Origin of the sequence: Streptomyces agglomeratus (assembly GCF_001746415.1) — a bacterium.
Classification (GTDB): Bacteria; Actinomycetota; Actinomycetes; order Streptomycetales; family Streptomycetaceae; genus Streptomyces; species Streptomyces agglomeratus.
The window spans coordinates 6,547,545-6,566,858 of the sequence record NZ_MEHJ01000001.1 but is presented as its reverse complement, the minus strand read 5'-3'; the positions used below and the strand labels follow the sequence as shown (position 1 = coordinate 6,566,858).

The 19,314-nt window shown below is 71.5% G+C and carries 18 protein-coding genes and 1 riboswitch; of the genes, 5 read left to right on the top strand and 13 right to left on the bottom strand.

Annotation, left to right across the window (positions count from 1 at the left end; translation table 11 throughout):
* Positions 1 to 7: 7 nt before the first annotated feature.
* The 8 genes from AS594_RS28800 to ribD form a co-directional block, all read right to left on the bottom strand.
* Positions 8 to 460 (bottom strand): PH domain-containing protein, encoded by a 453-nt coding sequence (locus AS594_RS28800; RefSeq protein ID WP_069929749.1) that lies wholly within the window; start codon positions 458 to 460, stop codon positions 8 to 10.
* Between the two features lie 86 nt (positions 461 to 546).
* Positions 547 to 1,404 (bottom strand): ATP phosphoribosyltransferase, encoded by an 858-nt coding sequence (gene hisG / locus AS594_RS28795; RefSeq protein WP_069929748.1) that lies wholly within the window; start codon positions 1,402 to 1,404, stop codon positions 547 to 549.
* 65 nt (positions 1,405 to 1,469) lie between these two features.
* Positions 1,470 to 1,751 carry a phosphoribosyl-ATP diphosphatase gene (locus AS594_RS28790; protein ID WP_069929747.1) on the bottom strand — a complete coding sequence of 94 codons (282 nt, stop codon included), beginning with the start codon at positions 1,749 to 1,751 and terminating at the stop codon, positions 1,470 to 1,472.
* 35 nt (positions 1,752 to 1,786) lie between these two features.
* Positions 1,787 to 2,272, bottom strand: coding sequence for a 6,7-dimethyl-8-ribityllumazine synthase (gene ribH / locus AS594_RS28785; RefSeq protein WP_069929746.1), 486 nt, complete (start codon positions 2,270 to 2,272; stop codon positions 1,787 to 1,789).
* Positions 2,273 to 2,300: 28 nt separating this feature from the next.
* On the bottom strand, positions 2,301 to 3,641 hold the full coding sequence (locus AS594_RS28780) for a bifunctional 3,4-dihydroxy-2-butanone-4-phosphate synthase/GTP cyclohydrolase II (protein ID WP_069929745.1): 1,341 nt from the start codon (positions 3,639 to 3,641) through the stop codon (positions 2,301 to 2,303).
* Positions 3,638 to 4,291, bottom strand: a complete 654-nt coding sequence (locus AS594_RS28775; protein WP_069935479.1) for a nicotinamide mononucleotide transporter family protein — start codon at positions 4,289 to 4,291, stop codon at positions 3,638 to 3,640. Before AS594_RS28775 ends, AS594_RS28780 begins: the two co-directional genes overlap by 4 nt.
* Positions 4,288 to 4,896 (bottom strand): riboflavin synthase, encoded by a 609-nt coding sequence (locus AS594_RS28770; protein ID WP_069929743.1) that lies wholly within the window; start codon positions 4,894 to 4,896, stop codon positions 4,288 to 4,290. The genes AS594_RS28775 and AS594_RS28770 overlap by 4 nt, the downstream gene beginning before the upstream one ends.
* Positions 4,897 to 6,021 (bottom strand): bifunctional diaminohydroxyphosphoribosylaminopyrimidine deaminase/5-amino-6-(5-phosphoribosylamino)uracil reductase RibD, encoded by a 1,125-nt coding sequence (ribD, locus tag AS594_RS28765; RefSeq protein ID WP_069929742.1) that lies wholly within the window; start codon positions 6,019 to 6,021, stop codon positions 4,897 to 4,899.
* Between the two features lie 168 nt (positions 6,022 to 6,189).
* A riboswitch (FMN riboswitch) is annotated at positions 6,190 to 6,320 on the bottom strand.
* 185 nt (positions 6,321 to 6,505) lie between these two features.
* On the opposite strand from ribD, the gene AS594_RS28760 reads away from it, so the two are divergent.
* Positions 6,506 to 8,836 (top strand): chitinase C-terminal domain-containing protein, encoded by a 2,331-nt coding sequence (locus AS594_RS28760; protein ID WP_069929741.1) that lies wholly within the window; start codon positions 6,506 to 6,508, stop codon positions 8,834 to 8,836.
* 112 nt (positions 8,837 to 8,948) lie between these two features.
* On the opposite strand, the gene AS594_RS28755 is transcribed toward AS594_RS28760, so the two are convergent.
* Positions 8,949 to 10,121, bottom strand: a complete 1,173-nt coding sequence (locus AS594_RS28755) for an ROK family transcriptional regulator (RefSeq protein WP_069929740.1) — start codon at positions 10,119 to 10,121, stop codon at positions 8,949 to 8,951.
* A gap of 107 nt (positions 10,122 to 10,228) precedes the next feature.
* On the opposite strand from AS594_RS28755, the gene AS594_RS28750 reads away from it, so the two are divergent.
* Positions 10,229 to 11,443: an MFS transporter gene (locus AS594_RS28750; RefSeq protein WP_069935478.1), complete on the top strand. Its 1,215-nt coding sequence runs from the start codon at positions 10,229 to 10,231 to the stop codon at positions 11,441 to 11,443.
* Positions 11,444 to 11,554: 111 nt separating this feature from the next.
* On the opposite strand, the gene AS594_RS28745 is transcribed toward AS594_RS28750, so the two are convergent.
* A complete protein-coding gene (locus AS594_RS28745) occupies positions 11,555 to 12,820 on the bottom strand; it encodes an IS701 family transposase (protein ID WP_069935477.1) in 1,266 nt (421 codons plus the stop codon).
* A gap of 307 nt (positions 12,821 to 13,127) precedes the next feature.
* Here AS594_RS28745 and AS594_RS28740 point away from each other — a divergent pair, with 307 nt between their 5' ends.
* A complete protein-coding gene (locus tag AS594_RS28740) occupies positions 13,128 to 14,507 on the top strand; it encodes a uracil-xanthine permease family protein (RefSeq protein ID WP_069929738.1) in 1,380 nt (459 codons plus the stop codon).
* Here AS594_RS28740 and AS594_RS28735 read toward each other — a convergent pair.
* The 3 genes from AS594_RS28735 to AS594_RS28725 all read right to left on the bottom strand — a co-directional run bounded on the left by AS594_RS28735 (position 14,504) and on the right by AS594_RS28725 (position 16,765).
* Positions 14,504 to 14,953, bottom strand: a complete 450-nt coding sequence (locus AS594_RS28735; protein ID WP_069929737.1) for a helix-turn-helix domain-containing protein — start codon at positions 14,951 to 14,953, stop codon at positions 14,504 to 14,506. The genes AS594_RS28740 and AS594_RS28735 overlap by 4 nt on opposite strands.
* A gap of 2 nt (positions 14,954 to 14,955) precedes the next feature.
* Positions 14,956 to 15,447 (bottom strand): MarR family winged helix-turn-helix transcriptional regulator, encoded by a 492-nt coding sequence (locus AS594_RS28730; protein ID WP_069929736.1) that lies wholly within the window; start codon positions 15,445 to 15,447, stop codon positions 14,956 to 14,958.
* A 64-nt stretch (positions 15,448 to 15,511) separates the two neighbouring features.
* Positions 15,512 to 16,765, bottom strand: coding sequence for a glycoside hydrolase family 6 protein (locus AS594_RS28725; protein ID WP_420877854.1), 1,254 nt, complete (start codon positions 16,763 to 16,765; stop codon positions 15,512 to 15,514).
* A 120-nt stretch (positions 16,766 to 16,885) separates the two neighbouring features.
* Between AS594_RS28725 and AS594_RS28720 the strand changes: the two genes are divergently transcribed.
* Together AS594_RS28720 and AS594_RS28715 are read left to right on the top strand one after the other, a co-directional pair.
* Positions 16,886 to 17,599 carry a DUF5995 family protein gene (locus AS594_RS28720; RefSeq protein WP_069929734.1) on the top strand — a complete coding sequence of 238 codons (714 nt, stop codon included), beginning with the start codon at positions 16,886 to 16,888 and terminating at the stop codon, positions 17,597 to 17,599.
* Between the two features lie 153 nt (positions 17,600 to 17,752).
* A complete protein-coding gene (locus AS594_RS28715) occupies positions 17,753 to 19,285 on the top strand; it encodes a PstS family phosphate ABC transporter substrate-binding protein (protein ID WP_069929733.1) in 1,533 nt (510 codons plus the stop codon).
* Positions 19,286 to 19,314 lie beyond the last annotated feature (29 nt).

Genomic DNA, 19,314 nt, shown 5'->3' with positions numbered 1-19,314 from the left:
CAGGGGCTCAGCCGGTGTGTGTGCCGGTGCCGCGCGACTCGGCGAGGGCGCGCAGGGCAGCGGCGTCGCGGATGGCCTGCTGCTTGGCGACTCCGGGCTGGATGCCGAGGGCGGGCAGGCTGGTGCCGTCACTGAGGTCGAGGAAGACCCAGGCGTCACCGGGTCGCAGGTTGACCCGTACGATCTCGGCCCACTCCAGCCGGCGCCTGGTGGTCAGGTTGACGACCGTGACGCCGGCCTCGTCCGCGACGACCTTGGGGCGGCTCAGCAGCAGCAGTACACCGAAGAGCAGCAGCGCGGTGAAGACGAACGACACCCGCTCGCCGGCGCTGAGCGTTTCGAGGAGCAGGGCGATGGCGGTGATGACGGCGAACATCGCCACCCCGACGGTCAGCAGGACGGCCCGGGTACGGGTCGGCCGGAAAGTGACCGGCAGGGTGGGGAGCTCGGGCTGAGACACGGCGGTCGCGTTCCTTACAGGGAGGTGCAGGGAGGTGCGGAGGGGTGCGGGGAGACCGCGGGCAGGTGCCGGCGGCTGTCCGGCGGTCAGAGGCGGCAGGCGTGGATGGCCGTGGTGAGGATGGCGCGCGCGCCGAGCTCGTACAGGTCGTCCATGACGCGCTGGGACTCCTTGGCCGGGACCATGGAACGGACGGCGACCCAGCCCTCGTTGTGCAGCGGCGAGATGGTCGGCGACTCCAGGCCCGGGGTGAGCGCGACGGCCGCTTCGAGGTGCTCGGCGCGGCAGTCGTAATCCATCATCACGTAACTGCGGGCGACCAGGACGCCCTGGAGGCGGCGCAGGAACTGGGCCACCTTCGGGTCGACGGCCTCCTCGGCGGAGACGCCGGTCCGGCGGATCACGACGGCCTCGGACTTCATGATCGGCTCGCCGATCACTTCGAGGCCGGCGTTGCGCAGGCTGGTGCCGGTCTCGACGACGTCGGCGATGACCTGGGCGACGCCCAGCTCGATGGCCGTCTCGACCGCTCCGTCCAGGTGGACGACGGCGGCGTCGATGCCCTCGTCGGCGAGGTGCTTGGCGACGATGCCCTCGTACGAGGTCGCCACCGTCATGCCGCCGAAGTCCTTGACGCCGGTCGCGGTGCCGGGCTTGGTGGCGTAACGGAAGGTCGAGCGGGCGAAGCCGAGCTGGAGGATCTCCTCGGCGTTGGCGCCGGAGTCCAGCAGCAGGTCGCGGCCGGTGATGCCGATGTCGAGGCGGCCGGAGCTCACGTAGATCGCGATGTCGCGGGGCCGCAGGTAGAAGAACTCCACCTCGTTCTCGGGGTCGACGAGGCGCAGCTCCTTCGACTCCTTGCGCTGCTGGTAACCGGCCTCATGGAGCATCTCCGACGCAGGTCCGGAGAGGGAGCCCTTGTTGGGAATGGCGATGCGCAGCATGAGGTCAGGTTCCTTCTGTGCGGTGGGAGTCGTAGGTGGTGTCGTACGTACGCGGGGCGTGCGGCTCAGAGGTGGGCGTAGACGTCGTCGAGCGAGATCCCGCGGGCGACCATCATCACCTGGACGTGGTACAGCAGCTGCGAGATCTCCTCGGCGGCGGCTTCCTTGCCCTCGTACTCGGCGGCCATCCAGACCTCGGCGGCCTCTTCGACGACCTTCTTGCCGATGGCGTGCACGCCCTTGCCCACCAGCTCGGCGGTGCGGGAGGTGGAGGGGTCGCCGGTGGCGGCCTTGTGCTGGAGCTCGGTGAAGAGCTCTTCGAAGCTCTTGGCGGGTTTGTTGGCCATGATGGTCCTAAGAGTACGGGGTGGCCCGGTGCCACTCAGCGCCAGGGTTCGGCGACCGTGCGCAGCGTGGTCGCGGTCGCGACGGCGGCGGTGACGGCCTCGTGGCCCTTGTCCTCGTTCGAGCCCTCGATGCCGGCCCGGTCGAGCGCCTGCTCCTCGGTGTCGCAGGTCAGTACGCCGAAACCGATCGGGACGCCGGTGTCGACGGAGACCTGCGTGAGGCCGTTCGTCACGCCCTGGCACACGTACTCGAAGTGGGGGGTTCCGCCGCGGATGACGACGCCCAGGGCGACGATCGCGTCGTAACCACGGCTTGCGAGGACCTTCGCGACGACCGGGAGCTCGAAGCTGCCGGGGACCCGCAGCACGGTCGGCTCGTCGATGCCCAGCTCGTGCAGGGCGCGCAGCGCGCCGTCGACGAGGCCGTCCATGACCTTCTCGTGCCACTGGGCCGCGATCACCGCCACCCGGAGGTCGCCGCAGTTCTTCACACTCAGTTCGGGTGCGCCCTTGCCGCTCACGCGTTGTCTCCTTCGAGGTTGGTACGGGTTACTGGTTGCCGCAGGTGGAGGCGGAGGCGCCGTCCAGCCACGGAAGGTCGTGCCCCATCCGGTCCCGCTTGGTCCGCAGGTACCGCAGGTTGTGTTCGCCCGCCGTGACGGGCATGGGCTCGCGTCCGATGACGGTCAGCCCGTGCCGGACGAGCGCGGCCGTCTTCTCGGGGTTGTTCGTCATCAGCCTGAGGCTCCGCACGCCGAGGTCTTCCAGGATCTGCGCCCCGGCGGCGTAGTCACGGGCGTCGGCGGGAAGGCCCAGCTCCAGATTGGCGTCGAGGGTGTCCCGCCCGAGCTCCTGGAGCTCGTACGCCCGCAGCTTGGACAGCAGCCCGATGCCGCGCCCCTCGTGGCCGCGCAGGTAGACGACGACGCCGCGCCCGGTCTCGGTGATGCGCTGCATGGACGTTTCCAGCTGGGGGCCGCAGTCGCAGCGCTGCGAGTGGAAGATGTCACCGGTCAGGCACTCGGAGTGGATCCGCACCAGGACGTCGTCGCCGTCGCCGATCTCCCCGTGCACGAGCGCGACGTGCTCGACGCCGTCGACGGTCGAGCGGTAGCCGTACGCCGTGAAGTCCCCGAAGGACGTCGGGAGCTGGACGGTGGCCTCGCGGCGGACCTTGGGGTCGGAGGTGCGGCGGTAGGCGATCAGGTCCTCGATGGAGATGATCGTCAGGCCGTGCTTGCGGGCGAACGGGATCAGCTCGGGCAGCCGCAGCATCACCCCGTCCTCGCCGGCGATCTCGACGATCGCGCCGGCCGGGCGCAGGCCGGCGAGCCGGGCGAGGTCCACGGCCGCCTCGGTGTGGCCGTTGCGGACGAGTACGCCGCCGGGCTTGGCCCGCAGCGGGAAGATGTGGCCGGGGCGGACGAAGTCGCCCGCGGTGGAGCGGCCGCTCGCCAGGAGCCGCAGGGTCGCGGCGCGGTCGGCGGCCGAGATGCCGGTGGTGACGCCGTGCGCGGCGGAGGCGTCGACGGAGACGGTGAACGCCGTACTCATCGACTCGGTGTTGTTCTCGACCATCTGCGGGAGTTCGAGCCGCTCCAGCTCGTCGCCCTCCATGGGCGCGCAGATCAGGCCGCGGCACTCGCTCATCATGAACGCGACGATCTCGGGCGTCGCCATCTCGGCGGCGATGACTAGGTCTCCCTCGTTCTCGCGGTTCTCGTCGTCGACGACGACCACGGGGCGGCCGGCGGCGATGTCGCGGATGGCCTGCTCGACGGGGTCGAGGGCGAGGTCCTCGGCGTTGTCGGTGCTGTACCAGGTGGGCGGGGATTCCGGGGCGCGAAGGTCCTCGGGCAGGGCGGTGGCGGGTGACGGGCGGGCGCTCATGCTGCTGCTCCTTCCATGGCGGGCTTCACGCTCGCGCGCGAACGCTGCCACCAGTCGCGCATGCCCCACAGGACGAGCGCGCCGTAGACGATGTAGATGAGGCCGGAGAAGGCGAGACCGCCCGCGAAGTTGAGCGGTACGCCGACGAGGTCGACGAGCAGCCAGGCGAACCAGAATTCGACCATGCCGCGGGCCTGGGCGATCATCGCGACCAGTGTGCCGACGAAGATGTAGGCGTCCGCCCACGGGCTCCACGAGAGCTTCGGGAAGACGGTGAACAGGGCGCCGACCGCGAGGGTGCCGAACAGTGCGCCGCCGGCGAGGTATCCGCGCTCGCGCCAGGTGGCGAAGCGGACCGCGAGGGAGCCGTCCTGGGCCCTCTGCCGGCCGCGGGTCCACTGCTGCCAGCCCCAGACGGCGACGGCGATGACGATCATCTGCTTGCCGACGCCGCCCGCCTGCTGGACCGAGACATTGGCCGCGACCAGCACCACGCCCGACAGGAGTTGGGCGGGCCAGGTCCATATCGAGCGGCGCCAGCCGAGGGCGAGGGCGATCAGGCCGATGGTGTTGCCGATCATGTCCGACCAGATGATCTTCTGGTCGAGGAGCGTGAAGGCCTCACTGTTCAGCCAGGACACGGCGTTCACTTGGCGCTCTCCTTCCGGTCGGCGCCCAGCAGCCGCTCGACGTACTTCGCGAGTACGTCCACTTCCAGGTTGACCGGGTCCCCGGCCTGCTTGATGCCGAGGGTGGTGAGGTCGAGGGTGGTGGGGATGAGGCTGATGGTGAAGTAGTCGTCCCCGGCCTCGACGACGGTGAGGCTCACGCCGTCGACGGTGATGGACCCCTTCTCGACGACGTACCGGGCGAGGTCCTGGGGGAGCGAGACCTTGACGATCTCCCAGTGTTCGGACGGCTCGCGGCCGGTGATCGTGCCGGTGCCGTCGACGTGTCCCTGGACGAGGTGTCCGCCGAGGCGGCCGCCGAGCGCCATGGGGCGCTCCAGGTTCACGCGGGAGCCGGTGGTGAGGGCGCCGAGGCTGGAGCGCTTCAGGGTCTCGGCCATGACGTCGGCGGTGAACTCACCGTCCCCGCACTCCACGACGGTGAGGCAGACGCCGTTGACGGCGATCGAGTCGCCGTGCTTCGCGTCCTCGGTGACGAGCGGGCCGCGCAGGCGGAAGCGGGAGGCGTCACCGAGGTTCTCGACGGCGGTGACCTCACCCAGCTCTTCGACGATTCCGGTGAACACTCAGTGCTCCTTCGATACGGGAGTGGCGGGAACGGCGGTGATGCGCAGATCGGGGCCGATGCGCGCGGTCTCGGTGACGTCGAGCCGCAACGCTTCGGTGAGGGTGGTGATTCCGGCGTCGCCGAGGGCTGCCGGGCCGGCTCCGAGCAGGACGGGGGCCAGGTAGCCGGTGACGGCGTCGACGGCGCCCGCGGCGACGAACGCCCCGGCGAGCGTGGGGCCGCCCTCGAGGAGTACGGAACGCACGCCCCGGGTGTGCAGGGCGGCGAGCAGCGCGTGGACGTCCAGGCCGCCGGCGGCGCGGGGCAGCCGGACGACCTCCGCCCCCGTCCCGTCCAGGTGCGCGGCGTCGGCGTCCTGGGCGACCGCGATCAGCGTGGGTGCGGCGTCGTCGAGGACGCGGGCGCCGGGCTTGACGGCGGTGGCGTTGGTGTCGACGACGACGCGCAGGGGCTGGGTGACGCCCTCGGTGGTCCCTGCGCCGCGTACGGCGAGGTGGGGGTCGTCGGCGCGCATCGTCCCGGAGCCGACGATCACGGCGTCCGCCTCGGCCCGCAGCCGGTGGACGTCGGCGCGGGACTCGGCGGAGCTGATCCAGCGGCTGGTGGAGTCGGCGGCGGCGATACGGCCGTCGAGCGTCGCGGCGTACTTCCAGCGGACGTACGGGCGGCCGAGGCGTACGGACGTGAGCCAGGCGATGTTGCCCGCCTCCGCCTCGTCCGCGAGCAGGCCCCGCTCCGCCTGGACGCCGGCCGCGCGCAGGGTGTCGGCGCCACCGGTGGCCTGCGGGTTCGGGTCGGCCACGGCGTAGACGACGCGGGCGATCCCGGCGGCGACGAGGGCCTGGGCGCAGGGGCCGGTGCGACCGGTGTGGTTGCAGGGTTCGAGCGTGACGTACGCCGTACCGCCGCGCGCCCGCTCCCCCGCTTCGCGCAGGGCGTGCACCTCGGCGTGCGGGCCGCCGGCGCGCCGGTGGAATCCGGCTCCGGCGGGCTGTCCGGCGGCGTCGAGGACGACGCATCCGACGACCGGGTTGGGGCTGGTGGAGCCGAGTCCGCGCGCGGCCAGCGTGATGGCCCGGCGCATGGCGTTCGCGTCGGTCGTGGCTTCGGCTGCGGTGGCCACCGGGTCCTCCTGCCTCTTCGGGCACGGACTCCGGGGCTGTCGATGACGACAGAGAGCGGGAAAACGCCAACGGGTACGACGGGACGCCGTAGCCGGAAAAGAGGGAGCGCCCCCGCAGGAACGAACCGAACCGCCGACAGCGGCGTACCCAAGACCTGTGACGGCCCGCCGCGCACTGCCTCCCATCCGGACTTTCACCGTCGGTACAGGAATTTCACCTGTTCAACCGGTCACTGGAGGTGACCGGGTCGCGGACTGTAACCGCCGGTTCGGAATTACACCGACCCCGGAGTGCGCTGCTGCTGGTACAGGGTCAGTGTGCCACGCCGGCCTGGTGCCACGCATCGGATTTCCTGTGGCCCGGCTCACAGAAGATTGGTCCATACCTATTGACGCTCTGGTCTAGTCCTCTTAACGTCTGCGCCACAAGACGATCACCCGTCGTTCGCTGTGCCAGGCCGACCCTCCCCAGGAGGAACAGACCGTGCTGTCCCCCACCCGAGCGAGAACCTCCCTGCTCGCCGCCGGCGCAACCGTCGCCGCTCTCCTGCTCAGTTCGCTCACCGGAGGCGTCTCGCACGCCGCCGACCACGAGTCCTGTCGCCCCGACGGGCTGTACAAGACCCCGGGCGTTGACGTCCCGTACTGCTCCGTCTACGACACCGAGGGCCGCGAGAAGATGGGCGCCGACCACAAGCGCCGCGTCATCGGCTACTTCACCGGCTGGCGTACGGGCAAGAACGGCGAGCCCGCGTACCTGGCCTCCGACATCCCGTGGGACAAGGTCACCCACCTCAACTACGCCTTCGCGCACATCAGGAGCGACCACAGGATCTCGGTCGGCTCCGACGGCGAGAAGAACGCCGCGACCGGGATGACCTGGCCGGGCGTGGCCGGTGCGGAGATGGACCCGGCGTACGGCTACAAGGGCCACTTCAACCTGCTGAGCAAGTTCAAGAAGCAGCACCCGGACGTGAAGACCCTGGTGTCGGTGGGCGGCTGGGCCGAAACCGGCGGGTACTTCGCGGACAACGGCGACCGGGTGAACTCCGGCGGCTTCTACTCGATGGCGACCCACGCGGACGGCTCGGTCAACCAGGCGGGCATCGACACGTTCGCGGACTCGACGGTCGCGTTCATCAAGAAGTACGGCTTCAACGGCGTCGACATCGACTACGAGTACCCGACGACGATGAAGGACGCGGGCAATCCGCTGGACTTCTCGTACTCCAACGGTCGCCGGGCCGGGCTGGTCAAGGGCTACGCGGCGCTGATGAAGTCGCTGCGCGAGAAGCTCGACCGGGCGGGCGCCGCGGACGGGAAGCACTACCTGCTGACGGTGGCCGCGCCCTCGTCGGGCTATCTGCTGCGCGGCATGGAGACGTTCCAGGTCCAGAAGTACCTGGACTACGTCAACATCATGTCGTACGACCTGCACGGCGCGTGGAACGAGTACGTCGGCCCGAACGCCTCGCTCTTCGACGACGGCAAGGACGCCGAACTGGCGGCCGCGGGCGTGTACTCGACCGCGCAGTACGGCGGGGTCGGTTACCTGAACACCGACTGGGCGTACCACTACTTCCGCGGCTCGATGCCGGCCGGCCGCATCAACATCGGCCTGCCGTACTACACCCGCGGGCACAAGAACGTGCAGGGCGGTACCGACGGGCTGTGGGGCAAGGCACCCTCGACGAACTGCCCGGCCGGCGCGGGCCTGACCAAGTGCGGTGACGGGGCCTCCGGCATCGACAACCTGTGGCACGACAAGGACACGGCGGGCAAGGAGTCCCCGGCCGGGTCCAACCCGATGTGGCACGCGAAGAACCTGGAGAAGGGCGTCGTCGGGGACTACGTCACGAAGTACGGCTTCCCCTCCGACACGAAGCTGACCGGCACGTACGCCCGCAAGTACGACGCGACGCTCGTCGCGCCCTGGCTGTGGAACGCGGAGAAGAAGGTCTTCCTGTCGACCGAGGACGAGCAGTCCGTCAAGGCGAAGGCCGACTACGTGGTCGACAAGGGCATCGGCGGCACGATGGTCTGGGAGCTCGCGGGCGACTACGACTGGAACGCGGCGAAGGGCCAGTACGAGATCGGCGACTCGCTGACGACGGCGATGTACGAGAAGTTCAAGTCGGCCTCGCCGTACGGCGCGAAGCGCTCCACCGTGGAGCTGCCGGTGAAGGCGCTCGACATCGGTGTGGACTTCGGGCAGTTCCCGCTCGGTGACTCCAACTACCCGATCAGCCCCAAGCTGAAGATCACGAACAACACGAAGGCGACGCTGCCCGGCGGCACGGAGTTCCAGTTCGACTACGCGACCTCCGCGCCCGCCAACGCCAAGGACCAGTCCGGGTTCAACACGAGGATCGTGCGCAGCGACCACACGGCCGCCAACAACATCGGGGGTCTGAAGGGCGACTACAACCGCGTCTCGCTGAAGCTGCCGGCCTGGCAGACGCTCGCGCCGGGCGCGTCGGTCGAGCTGGACTTCGTCTACTACCTGCCGACCTCCACCCCGTCCAACTGGACGGTGACCTTCGGCGGCCAGTCCTACGCCCTGGCGGGCGACCTGGCGCGCGGTACGACGCTGGTGGACCCGGGAACGGGCCCCGGACCGGGGCCGGACCCGAGCCCCACGCCGAGCCCGGGCGGACCGTGCGCGGCGCCCGCGTGGAGCGCCACGTCCGAGTACGGCGGCGGTACGACCGTCGCCCACAAGTCGCACCAGTGGAAGTCCAAGTGGTGGACCAAGGGGGAAGAGCCGGGTACTACCGGTGAGTGGGGTGTCTGGCAGGACCTCGGAGCCTGCTGACCTGACCCCCGCACGAACGCCCGGCGGCGGTGACCGGCCCTTCCCGCCGCCGGGTCTCACTTCTCGGCCCCGGGGCTGTTCTGCGGCTTTGGGGCTCGGCTCGGGCTCTGTCTCAGCCCTGGGGGCCGAAGACGTCGTCCTGGGCGGCGTCCCGTGCCACGAGCAGCGCGCCCTGGAGCACCGCCCCGTCGCCGAGTGCCCCCACCCGCACCTCGGTGCTCAGCGGGGACATCGCGGCCAGCTTTCCGGCGACGCGGGCGGCGAGGGCGGCACCGCCCGTGTGGCCGGTCTCCCCGCCCAGCAGGACGCAGCCGGGGTCGAGGACGGCGGTGACGGCCGCGGCGCCGACGGCCAGGTGCGTGGCGAGGACGTCCAGGAAGGGCTCACCCGCGGGCCCCGCCGCGAGGGCCGCCCGTACGCCGGCGGCGGCGGAGGTGTCCCCGGCGGTCACGAGGCCGTGCCGGGCGGCGAGTTCGCGGATCGCGGCGCCGCCGACCAGCGTATGGAATCCGCCTCCGCAGTCCGTGGCCGAGGGCAGGCCCACGGCGCCCGGTACCGGCAGGAAGCCGACCTCGCCGGCCCCGCCCGACGCGCCCCGGCGCAGCTTGCCGTCGAGTACGAGCGCCGCGCCGACGCCGTGGCCGAGCCAGAGCAGTACGAAGGTGTCGCGGTCGCGGGCCGCGCCGAGCCGCTGCTCCGCGACGGCGGCGAGGTTGGTCTCGTTCTCGACGAGCACGGTGGCGGGGAGCCGCTCTTGGAGGGCGGCGACCAGCCTGCGGTGCCAGGCGGGGAGCCCGGTGGTGTCGCGCAGCTCCCCGGTCGCCGGGTCGATGAGCCCGGGTGCGCCGATGCCGACGCTGTGCAGGCGCCCCGCTCCGGCCTCCCGGGCGGTGCGTTCGAGGAGCCCCACGGCCTGCTCGACGGCGGGCCCGGTGCCGGTCGCGTCGCCGTCGATGGGCAGCGTCGCCTCCGCGAGGGTCCTGCCGAGCAGGTCGGCCACGACGACGGAGACCCCCTGGGTCCGTACGTCGAGCGCGGCGAGGTGCGCGCGGTCGGCGACGATCCCGTACAGCCGGGCATTGGGGCCGCGGCGCTGCGCGCCGGTCTCCCCCACCACGGTGATCAGGCCCGCACCCCGGAGCCGTTCGACCAGGTCGGCGACGGAGGGGCGGGAGAGTCCGGTCAGCGTTCTGAGCTGCGTCGCCGTCAACGGGCCCTCGTCCTGGAGGAGCTTGAGGGCGAACCGGTCGTTGATGGCCCGGGCGGTGCTCGGTGATGCGGGCATGCCCCGGATCCTCCCAGACGGCGCCTTCTATTTATCAGGCAGGGTCCCTGATAGTTTACTGCGGCACGCTGGAAGCCCGGCGGCGAGCGACGGGGAGGACACGGCGTATGACGGAGGAAGCGGTCTTCGGCCGGGAGCGGTTGAAGCGGGCGCGGTATGCCGTGGCCGCCGTGTTTTGTGTGCACGGTGCGGTCACCAGCAGCTTCGCCACCCGTATCCCCTGGATCGCGGACCACTCGGGCGTCGGTGCGGGTCAGCTCGGCCTCGCACTGGCCTTCCCCGCGATCGGCGCCTCGGTGGCGATGCCGCTGGCCGGCGCGATCAGCCACCGGTTCGGGGCACGGACCTCGCTGCGGGGGCTCCTGGTGCTGTGGACGCTGTCGCTGACCCTGCCCGCCCTGGCGCCGAATCTGCTGACGCTGTGCGCCGCGCTGTTCGTGTTCGGCGCGACGGCGGGCATGTCGGACGTGGCGATGAACGCGCTCGGTGTCGAGGTCGAGAACCGGCTCGACAAGTCGATCATGTCCGGCCTGCACGGCATGTGGAGCGCGGGTGCGCTGATCGGCTCGGCGGCGGGAACGGTCGCCGCGCACCTCGGCAGCGACGCGCGGCTGCACCACGCGCTGGCCGCCGTTGCCCTGACCGTGCTGGGGCTGATCGCCTGCCAGGGAGTGATCGACCTGCGGAGCGCGCCGGGCGCCCAGGCTCCGCCGCGCTTCGCGCTGCCGCCGAAGTCGGCGCTGGTGATCGGTGCGATCGGGTTCTGCGCGGTCTTCGCGGAGGGGGCGAGCCTGGACTGGTCGGCGGTCTACCTGCGGGACGTGCTGGGCTCGTCGCCGGGTGTCGCGGCCGCTTCGACGACCGCGTTCGCGCTGACGATGGCGGTGGCGCGGCTGGCCGGGGACCGGGTGGTGGACCGGTTCGGGCCGGTACGCACGGTCCGGGTGGGCGGCGTCGCGGCGACCGCCGGCGGCGCTCTGGTGGTGGCCGCGCCCCATCCGGCGCTCGCCATGGCCGGCTTCGCGCTGATCGGGCTCGGTGTCGCGGTGGTCGTACCGCTGGCCTTCGCGGCGGCGGGGCGCAGCGGGCCGAACACGAGCCAGGCGATCGCGGGCGTGGCCACGATCACGTACACGTCGGGGCTGATCGCACCGTCGGCGATCGGCGCGGTCGCGGACGCGACGTCGCTGGTGGTGTCGTTCGGGGTGGTGACCGCGCTGGCGTTCGGCCTGGTGGTGGGCGCGGGGGTGCTGCGCGACGCGGGGCGGGTCTCGGCCGGCGCCCGGAGCGAGGCGCAGGCCCCGGCGGTGGCGAAGGACTAGTAGGGCTTGGTCAGGTTGGGGTGGGTGTGGGTATGCCGCGGTGACAGGTTGGGCAGACGCCGGCCCAGGTGGCGAGGAGGGTCTGTAGCTCGCGGACGATCCGGTAGAGGCTCAGGCCGGCGCCGTGTCTTTTGGGGCTCTGGCCAGTCGTTGCAGGGTGCAGAAGGCGTGTGCGACGGAGACGAGGGTGACGTGGTGGTGCCAGCCGCTCCAGGTACGGCCCTCGAAGTGGGCCAGGCCCAGGGCCTGTTTCATCTCGCGGTAGTCGTGCTCGATGCGCCAGCGGAGCTTGGCCAGGCGGACCAGGGTGGTCAGCGGGGTGTCGGCGGGCAGGTCGGACAGCCAGAACTGGACGGGTTCGGCCTGGTCGGCGGGCCACTCGGCGATGAGCCAGCACTCGGGCAGTTCCGGGCGGTCAACGGCTTGGCGGACCTCGCGTCCGGCGGGCCGGATCCGCAACGTCACGAACCGCGAGTACATCCGTTTGAAGCCGCTGCGGCCGGTGCCGGGCCGGGAGCCCTCACGCCATTGCACCGGCTTTGCTGCCTTCCGGCCCGCCGCGATGACCAGCTGTTTCACCGACTGCGGCTTGTCCGGGTACTTCGCCGCCGGCCGGCGTCCGGTTCCAGAGTACGGCTCGGTCACGGGCACGGCTTCGCCGGGCTGAGCCGACAAGGTCGTGGAGATCCCCACGACGTAGTTCAGGCCGCGGGCTTGGAGGCCGTGCCGGAAGGCCGCCGCGTCGCCGTATCCGGCGTCCGCGACGGCCACCGGCACCTCGATGCCCCACGAGCGGGTCTCATCGAGCATGTCGAGTGCGAGCTGCCACTTCTCCACATGCCCCATGTCCTCGGGAATGCCGCAGGCGGTGCGGCGGGCGACCTTGGCAGGATCGGCCTTCGCGGACCCGGGCGCCCAGGTCTCGGGCAGGAACAGCCGCCAGTTGACCGCCGCCGACGCGTGGTCGGACGCCAGGTGCAGGGATACACCGACCTGGCAGTTGGTGACCTTGCCGGCGGTGCCGGTGTACTGCCGCGACACACACGCCGAGGCATTGCCGTCTTTGAGGAACCCGGTGTCGTCGAAGACCAGCACGGTGGGCCGGACCGCCTTTTCCATCCTCCACGCCAGCCGGGCCCGCACATGCGCGGGGTCCCACGGGCTGGTGGTGATGAAGTGGGCCAGGGCCTGCCGGTTCCCGTCCTCCCCGAGCCGGGCGGCCATCGGCTCGACCGACTTGCGCTGCCCGTCCGTGAGCAGGCCCCGGAGATAGACCTGCCCCCACCGACGCTGGTCGTTCCTCGCGAACGGCTCGAAAACCTCCGCCGCGAAATCCTCCAACTCACCACGCACAGCAGCAATCTCGTCCGGAGTCACACCCTCTCAACGCAACGCCGGTCCCGAAGGACACGCTCAACCACAACCAACCTGACCAAGCCCTACTAGGTCCCCCGCATGCGTCGGGGGCCGTTTCACCGAGCCGCTGTCGCCGGCTCGGCCGTATCGTCGTCCGGTCCGGTCGGTCCGTCCGGCCCGTCCGGTCCGTCCGGCGCATGAGGGCCGGGGCCGGAGCAGAGATCCTGCTCCCCCATCCCGGCTCCCTCCTCTCGGCCGGGACCAGCCATTTTCGGCCTTAGCATTGCTGGGATCATTTCTGACCGAATTTGTTTGTACGGGAGCCGCAATGAACCTCGGGGTGCGCTGGACCCTGCACGGCGACGGGCGGACCCCCGCCCCCGGCGCCGTCGTACGCCCCGACGAGCGCCTCTCCTGGCCCCGTACCGCCGGGCTCGGCGCCCAGCACGTGGTGGCCATGTTCGGTGCGTCGTTCGTCGCCCCGGTCCTGATGGGGCTCGACCCCAACCTGGCCATCATGATGTCCGGCGTCGCGACGGTCATCTTCCTGCTCGCGACGCGCGGCCGCGTTCCGAGCTACCTCGGCTGCTCGCTCTCCTTCGTCGGCGTGGCCGCTACCATTCGCGCCTCCGGAGGCGACAGCGCCACTGTCACCGGCGCGGTCCTCGTCGTCGGCGCCACGCTCTTCCTCGCGGGACTCGCCGTACAGAAATTCGGCGCCCGGATCATCCACGCCGCGATGCCGCCGGTCGTCACGGGCGCCGTCGTCATGCTGATCGGGTTCAATCTGGCCCCCGTCACGGCGTCGACGTACTGGCCGCAGGACCAGTGGACAGCCCTGCTGGTCATGCTCTTCACCGGGCTGGCCGTGGTCTGCCTGCGCGGTTTCTTCTCCCGCGTCGCGATCTTCCTCGGCCTGATCTTCGGCTACGCGATCTCCTGGCTCTTCGACCGGATCTTCGGCAGGATCCACTCCCCCGTGGGGGGCCCGGAGGCCGTCGACCACTGGCGGCTCGACCTGTCGGCGGTCGGCCGGGCCGACTGGATCGGCCTGCCCTCCTTCCACGCGCCGAGCTTCGAGTGGTCCGCGATCCTCGTCGCGCTGCCCGTCGTCATCGCACTGATCGCAGAGAACGCCGGGCACGTCAAGGCCGTGGGCGAGATGACCGGCGACTCCCTGGACGACAGGCTGGGCACCGCCATCGCCGCCGACGGCGCCGCGTCCATGCTGTCCACCGCCGTGGGCGGGCCGCCGAACACCACGTACTCCGAGAACATCGGCGTCATGGCGGCCACCCGCGTCTACTCCACCGCCGCCTACTGGGCCGCCGCCGGTTTCGCCCTGCTCTTCGGACTCTGCCCCAAGTTCGGCGCGGTCGTCGCGGCCATCCCCGGCGGTGTGCTCGGCGGCATCACCGTCATCCTGTACGGCATGATCGGCCTGCTCGGCGCCCAGATCTGGCTCAACGCCCGCGTGGACCTGCGCAATCCGCTCAATCTCGTGCCGGCCGCCGCGGGCATCATCATCGGAGTCGGCGGCGTGAGCCTGAAGATCACCGACAACTTCGAGCTGAGCGGCATCGCGCTGGGCACCATCGTCGTCATCACCGGCTACCACGCGCTCCGCGCCCTGGCCCCCGCCCATCTCAAGGAGCAGGAGCCCCTGCTGGACGCGGGCACCTCGACGTACGACACCGTCAAGGACTAGGCGCCGGCGAGTTCCAGTTCCGCGTTGGCGCGGGCCGTCAGGACGGTCAGCAGGCGGCCCGCGACCGCCATCTCTTCCGGCTCGAAACCCTCGTACAGCCGTGCCGTGATCTCCCCGACCGCCGTACGGATCGAACGGTTCAGCTCCTGGCCCGCGTCCGTGAGCCGGATGCGGCACTCGTCCCCGGGCACCGCCTCGGCGAGCGCCGACCCGGTGAGCCGGGCCACGGTCGCCAGTGCCGTCGCGTCGTCGATCTTCAGGGTCGCCGTCATCCGGCCGACGAGGTGGCCGCGGTCGACGCCCGCGCCGCTGTCCGCGAGCACATTGAGCGCCACGGACTCGTGGAAGGTGGTGCCGGTACGGGCCAGCTGCCGCTCCAGCACGGCGCGCGTGGCGTAGTGGGCCTGGCCGATGACCTGGCCGTTGACGTTCGGGGTTGCGGACATGGCTACTCCTCGGTCGGTGGTGTGAGTGGTACGTCGGACGGCGCGTCCAGTGGTGCGTCGATCAGGGCCGTCAACTCGCGGACCAGTACCTCCGTACGCCATCCCTCCAGGCCGCCGAGCGGCGCTAGGAGCCGGTCGACGAGCTGCTGTACGACGGTGACCGCGCGGCCGGCGGCCTCACGGCCCCGGTCGGTGAGCGCGAGCCGCACCGCGCGGGTGTCGGCGGCGTCCCGGGTGCGCTCGACGAGGCCGGCGGTCTCCAGCGCACGGGCCAGCTTCGAGACGTACAGCGCCTCCAGGCCGGTGTGGTCGGCGAGCTGCCGCTGACTCGGTCGCTGCCCGGCGCGCTCCAGGCCGAGCAGTGACGCCAGCAGCGAGTACTGCGCGTGCGTCAGGCCCAGCGGCGCGAGGGCCCGGTCCACGGCCACGCGCCATTTCATCGACAGTCGCCAGACCAGGAAGCCGGGCGTAGGGCCCTCGGAAGCCGCACTCATGAGAGATACCGTACATAGCTACTATGTACATGGCTAGTGTTTTTTTCCGGTGGGCCGAGCCGTCTCAGGTGCCCCGAGCCAGTTGGTAGGCGTAGTCCGGTGTGAACGTACCCGCCGCCCCCTTGCAGCCGTCGGACTCCCCCGGCAGCTTGACCCACAGATACGCGTCGACCTTCGCCTCGCCGGTCCTGGTCGTCGGCGCCCGGCCGAGGGCCCGGCCCGCCGGGTCGCACCACTGGCCCCCGGCCGGCGGCCCGTTGCCGTTGCGGCTGGTGTCGATGACCGCGCCGAGACCCGGCGGGCCGCCGAGCGCGGCGAGCACACGCCGCGCGTAGGCGGCCTCGTCGGCGGTGTGGTGGAAGTTGGAGACGTTGGTGAAGACGCCGTCGCTGTGCGACCGGGCGCCCGCCGCGCGCAGTGCGGCGGCCTGCTTCTCGGCGGAGTGCCAGCCGGAGTGGCCCGCGTCGAAATAGACCTTCGCCCGGGGGTTCGCCGCGTGCAGGGTGCGGCCCGCGCGCGCCAGCGAGGCGAAACGCGCCCGCCGCTCCCCCGCGGAAAGGCAGTCGGAGAGGGCGATCGAGTCGGGCTCCAGCACGACGATGACCTCACCGCCGCCGAGGCCGGCCGCGAACGCCCCGATCCAGCGGTCGTACGACCCGAGGTCCGGCGCTCCGCCCTGGGACGCGCCCCCGCAGTCCCGGCCGGGGATCGCGTACGGCACGAGGACCGGGACCCTTCCCGCCCTCTCGGCGGCCGACGTCACGGACCTGACCCGCGCGGTGACGGCCCCCGGGTCGTACGCCGCGAACCAGACGGCGGCCGGCCGGTCCGCGATCCTGGACTTGATGAGCGGGTGCCTCGGATCGTCACGGTTCGCCCTGACCCAGTCGAGGACCTGGGACTCGGGGTGCCGGTAGAGGCCGTCGCCGACAGGCGCGGCCCGCGACGGCCCGGAGGACTGCCGCGTGGGCCTCGCCGCCGAAGGTGACGCGGGCGAATCCCGCGATTCCCGCGCGCGGGACGACGGGGACGCGGGCGGGGGCGAGGGCGAGGGTGATGCCGGGCGCGGCGCCGAGGTCTGCGCCGAAGGCGTCCGCGAGGCGGTGGGCCGCGCGGGCAGCGGCCCTTGGACCGGCGTTTCGCCCGTCTCGGGCCGCGCGGTGTTCCGGTGATCGACGTCGGCCGTCACCGCGGACACCACACCCGTCACCGCACCGACGGCCACGACCACCGAAGCCGCGGCGGCCATCGCGTTGCGGCGTCTGGCGCGCCGTCGCTCGGCGCGCTCGATCCGGCGCTGCGCACGTAAGCCCGACACTCTGCCTCTCCCCCGGACGGCCGATTCCCCGGCGCCGCGCGACACGGTTCGTTCCCCCGTTCTGGGGAAGCCCGGGCCTACGGCACCCGGTCAAAAGCCTAGGGCTGCGACGCTGCCCGTATGGCGCAGATCGAGCACTTCCCAGCTCAGACGGACCGCTCCCGCACCTCAGTCGACACGGTGGTGGCGCGGATGCGTTCCCTCCGCCGCGAATGGCAGCCCTCGGACGGTCTCGCGGTGTTCAACAGGGTCTATCTGGCCGTCACCGAGGAGATCGACCGGCGAATCGACGTGGGCCTGTTCCCGGACGCCCGCACCGCCGCCACCCTCGACGTGCTCTTCGCCGAGCGCTACCTGACCGCCGTCGCCGCCCCGCCGGCCGGACGGCGTGGGCCCGCCTGCTGGCGGCCGTTGCTCCAGTACCGGCGTCATCCGGGCGTACGCCCGCTCCAGTTCGCGCTCGCCGGGATCAACGCGCACATCGGGCACGACCTGGTGCTGGCCGTGGTCGACACCTGCCACGCTCTCGGCTGCCGCCCGGCGGACCTGGAGGGTGATTTCGACCGGGTGGGCGACACGCTCGTGGCGCTGGAGGAGCGGATCCGGGAGGAGCTGATGCCGGGGCCCGACCTGCTGGAGATCGCCGATCCGCTGACCCATCTGCTCGGCTCGTGGAGCCTGGAACGTGCCCGCGACGCCGCCTGGTCCGCCGCCCGGCTGCTGTGGCGGCTGCGCGAACTGCCGGACCTGGCGGAGGACTTCACGGAGCGGCTGGACTCGGGGGTGGGGCTCGTGTGCCGGATGCTGCTGACCCCGCTGCCGCGCTGCGACTGACGCGGGGCTCCCGGCGCGCCGCCCGGTGAATCCCCGGTGAACAGCGTCCATCGGACCGCTCGAGGCCGCGCTTCCTCCCCGCGCCCCGCCCTACCCTGACCCGCACAAGCGCGCGAACAGGCGTGCGCCGGCCGGCTGGGCGAGGACACACGCGTGAAGTGGTTGAACCCCGAGAACGTGGTGGCGCTGCTGTCCGCCCTGGTGGGTGTGGCGGCCGCGATCGGCCCCTTCTGGTACGAGCGCCGGGTCCCCCGCCGCAAGCGGATCGGCTATCGCGTGCAGATGGACACCCCCATCGGCGGCGACGCGAGCAACGGTCACGACACCGTGCGGCTCGGCCTGTTCGACGACTCACCCGACATGTCCAATGCCACCCTGGTCCTCCTGCGGATCGAGAACGACGGCGCGCAGGGCATATCGGCCACCGACTACACCGGGCCCGACACCCACGGCCTCACCGTCCACTTCACCGACCGCGCGGTACGCGGTGTCGCGGTCACCCAGCCCAACCCCGAACACGCCCATCTGATGGCGCACTTCACCCCGGCCGGCGGGATGCGGCACCACCTGAACCGGGTCCACCTGCCTAAGGTGCCGCTCAACCGGGGCCAGCACTACAAGCTGCTCGTGCTGCTCGGCGGAGGCGGTGTCGGCAGTCCGGTCCGGGTGACCGGCGGCATCCAGGACGGCGACGTGGCGCCCAACAAGAGCACCACCCCGGACGACAAGCCGCCGCTCTTCAGCAGACCGGCCCGCGCGCTCACCCTCGCGCTCGCCGTCTGCGTCATCGCGCTGGCCACCCTCACCGTCGTGGGCGAGGACCCTGACCCGCCGCCTATGGGGTGCGCCACCGGCGAGCTGACCGTCACCGGCTCCACCGCCTTCACCCCGGTCGCCCGGGAACTGGCCGAGAAGTACGAGCAGGAGTGCCCCGGTTCGAAGGTCACCGTCGACACCCACGGCAGTACGGCAGGGATCCGTACGCTCGACGAGGCGGGCGCCGCCGCCGAGGACGGTTCCCCTCCGGTGATCGCCCTGTCCGACGGTCCCAAGCCCAACGGGTACCCCCGGCTGCGCGAGAGCCGGGTCGCGGTGTCCGCGTTCGCCCTCGTGGCCAACGACCGGGTGACCCTCAAGGGGCTGACGACCGCGCAGGTACGGAGGCTGTACTCCGGAGCCGTCCGCAACTGGAAGGAGCTCGACGGGCCGGATCTGCCGGTCCGCCTGGTCAGCCGGGACGCCAACTCCGGGACCCGGCAGGTGTTCCAGCGACGGGTGCTGGGAACGGGCGAGCCCGCCAACTCCTCACAGGACTGCACGGCCCGCGACGACGCACGGCCCGGCGTCATCCGCTGCGAGCTCGACTCGACCGAGCAGGTGCTGGCGAAGGTCGCCGCGGTGCCCGGCGCCGTCGGCTACAGCGAACTGCGTTCGGGCACCGGCCCCAAGGGCCTCCACCGCCTGCGCCTGGACGGCCGGGAGCCGAGCATCGACTCCATCGGGGCCGGCGGCTACCCGTACCACGAGATCGAGTACGCCTACACGTACGGCAGCCCGCCCGCCGACTCCCTGGTCTCCAGCTTCCTCGTCTATCTGACGCGCGGCAGCGGCCAGGACATCATCCGCACCCACGGCCACCTGCCGTGCGTCGCCCCGGAAGCGGCGAAGCCCTGCGCCGAGGAGTAGCACAGGGCTGTTGATGGCCGCTCGGGCCG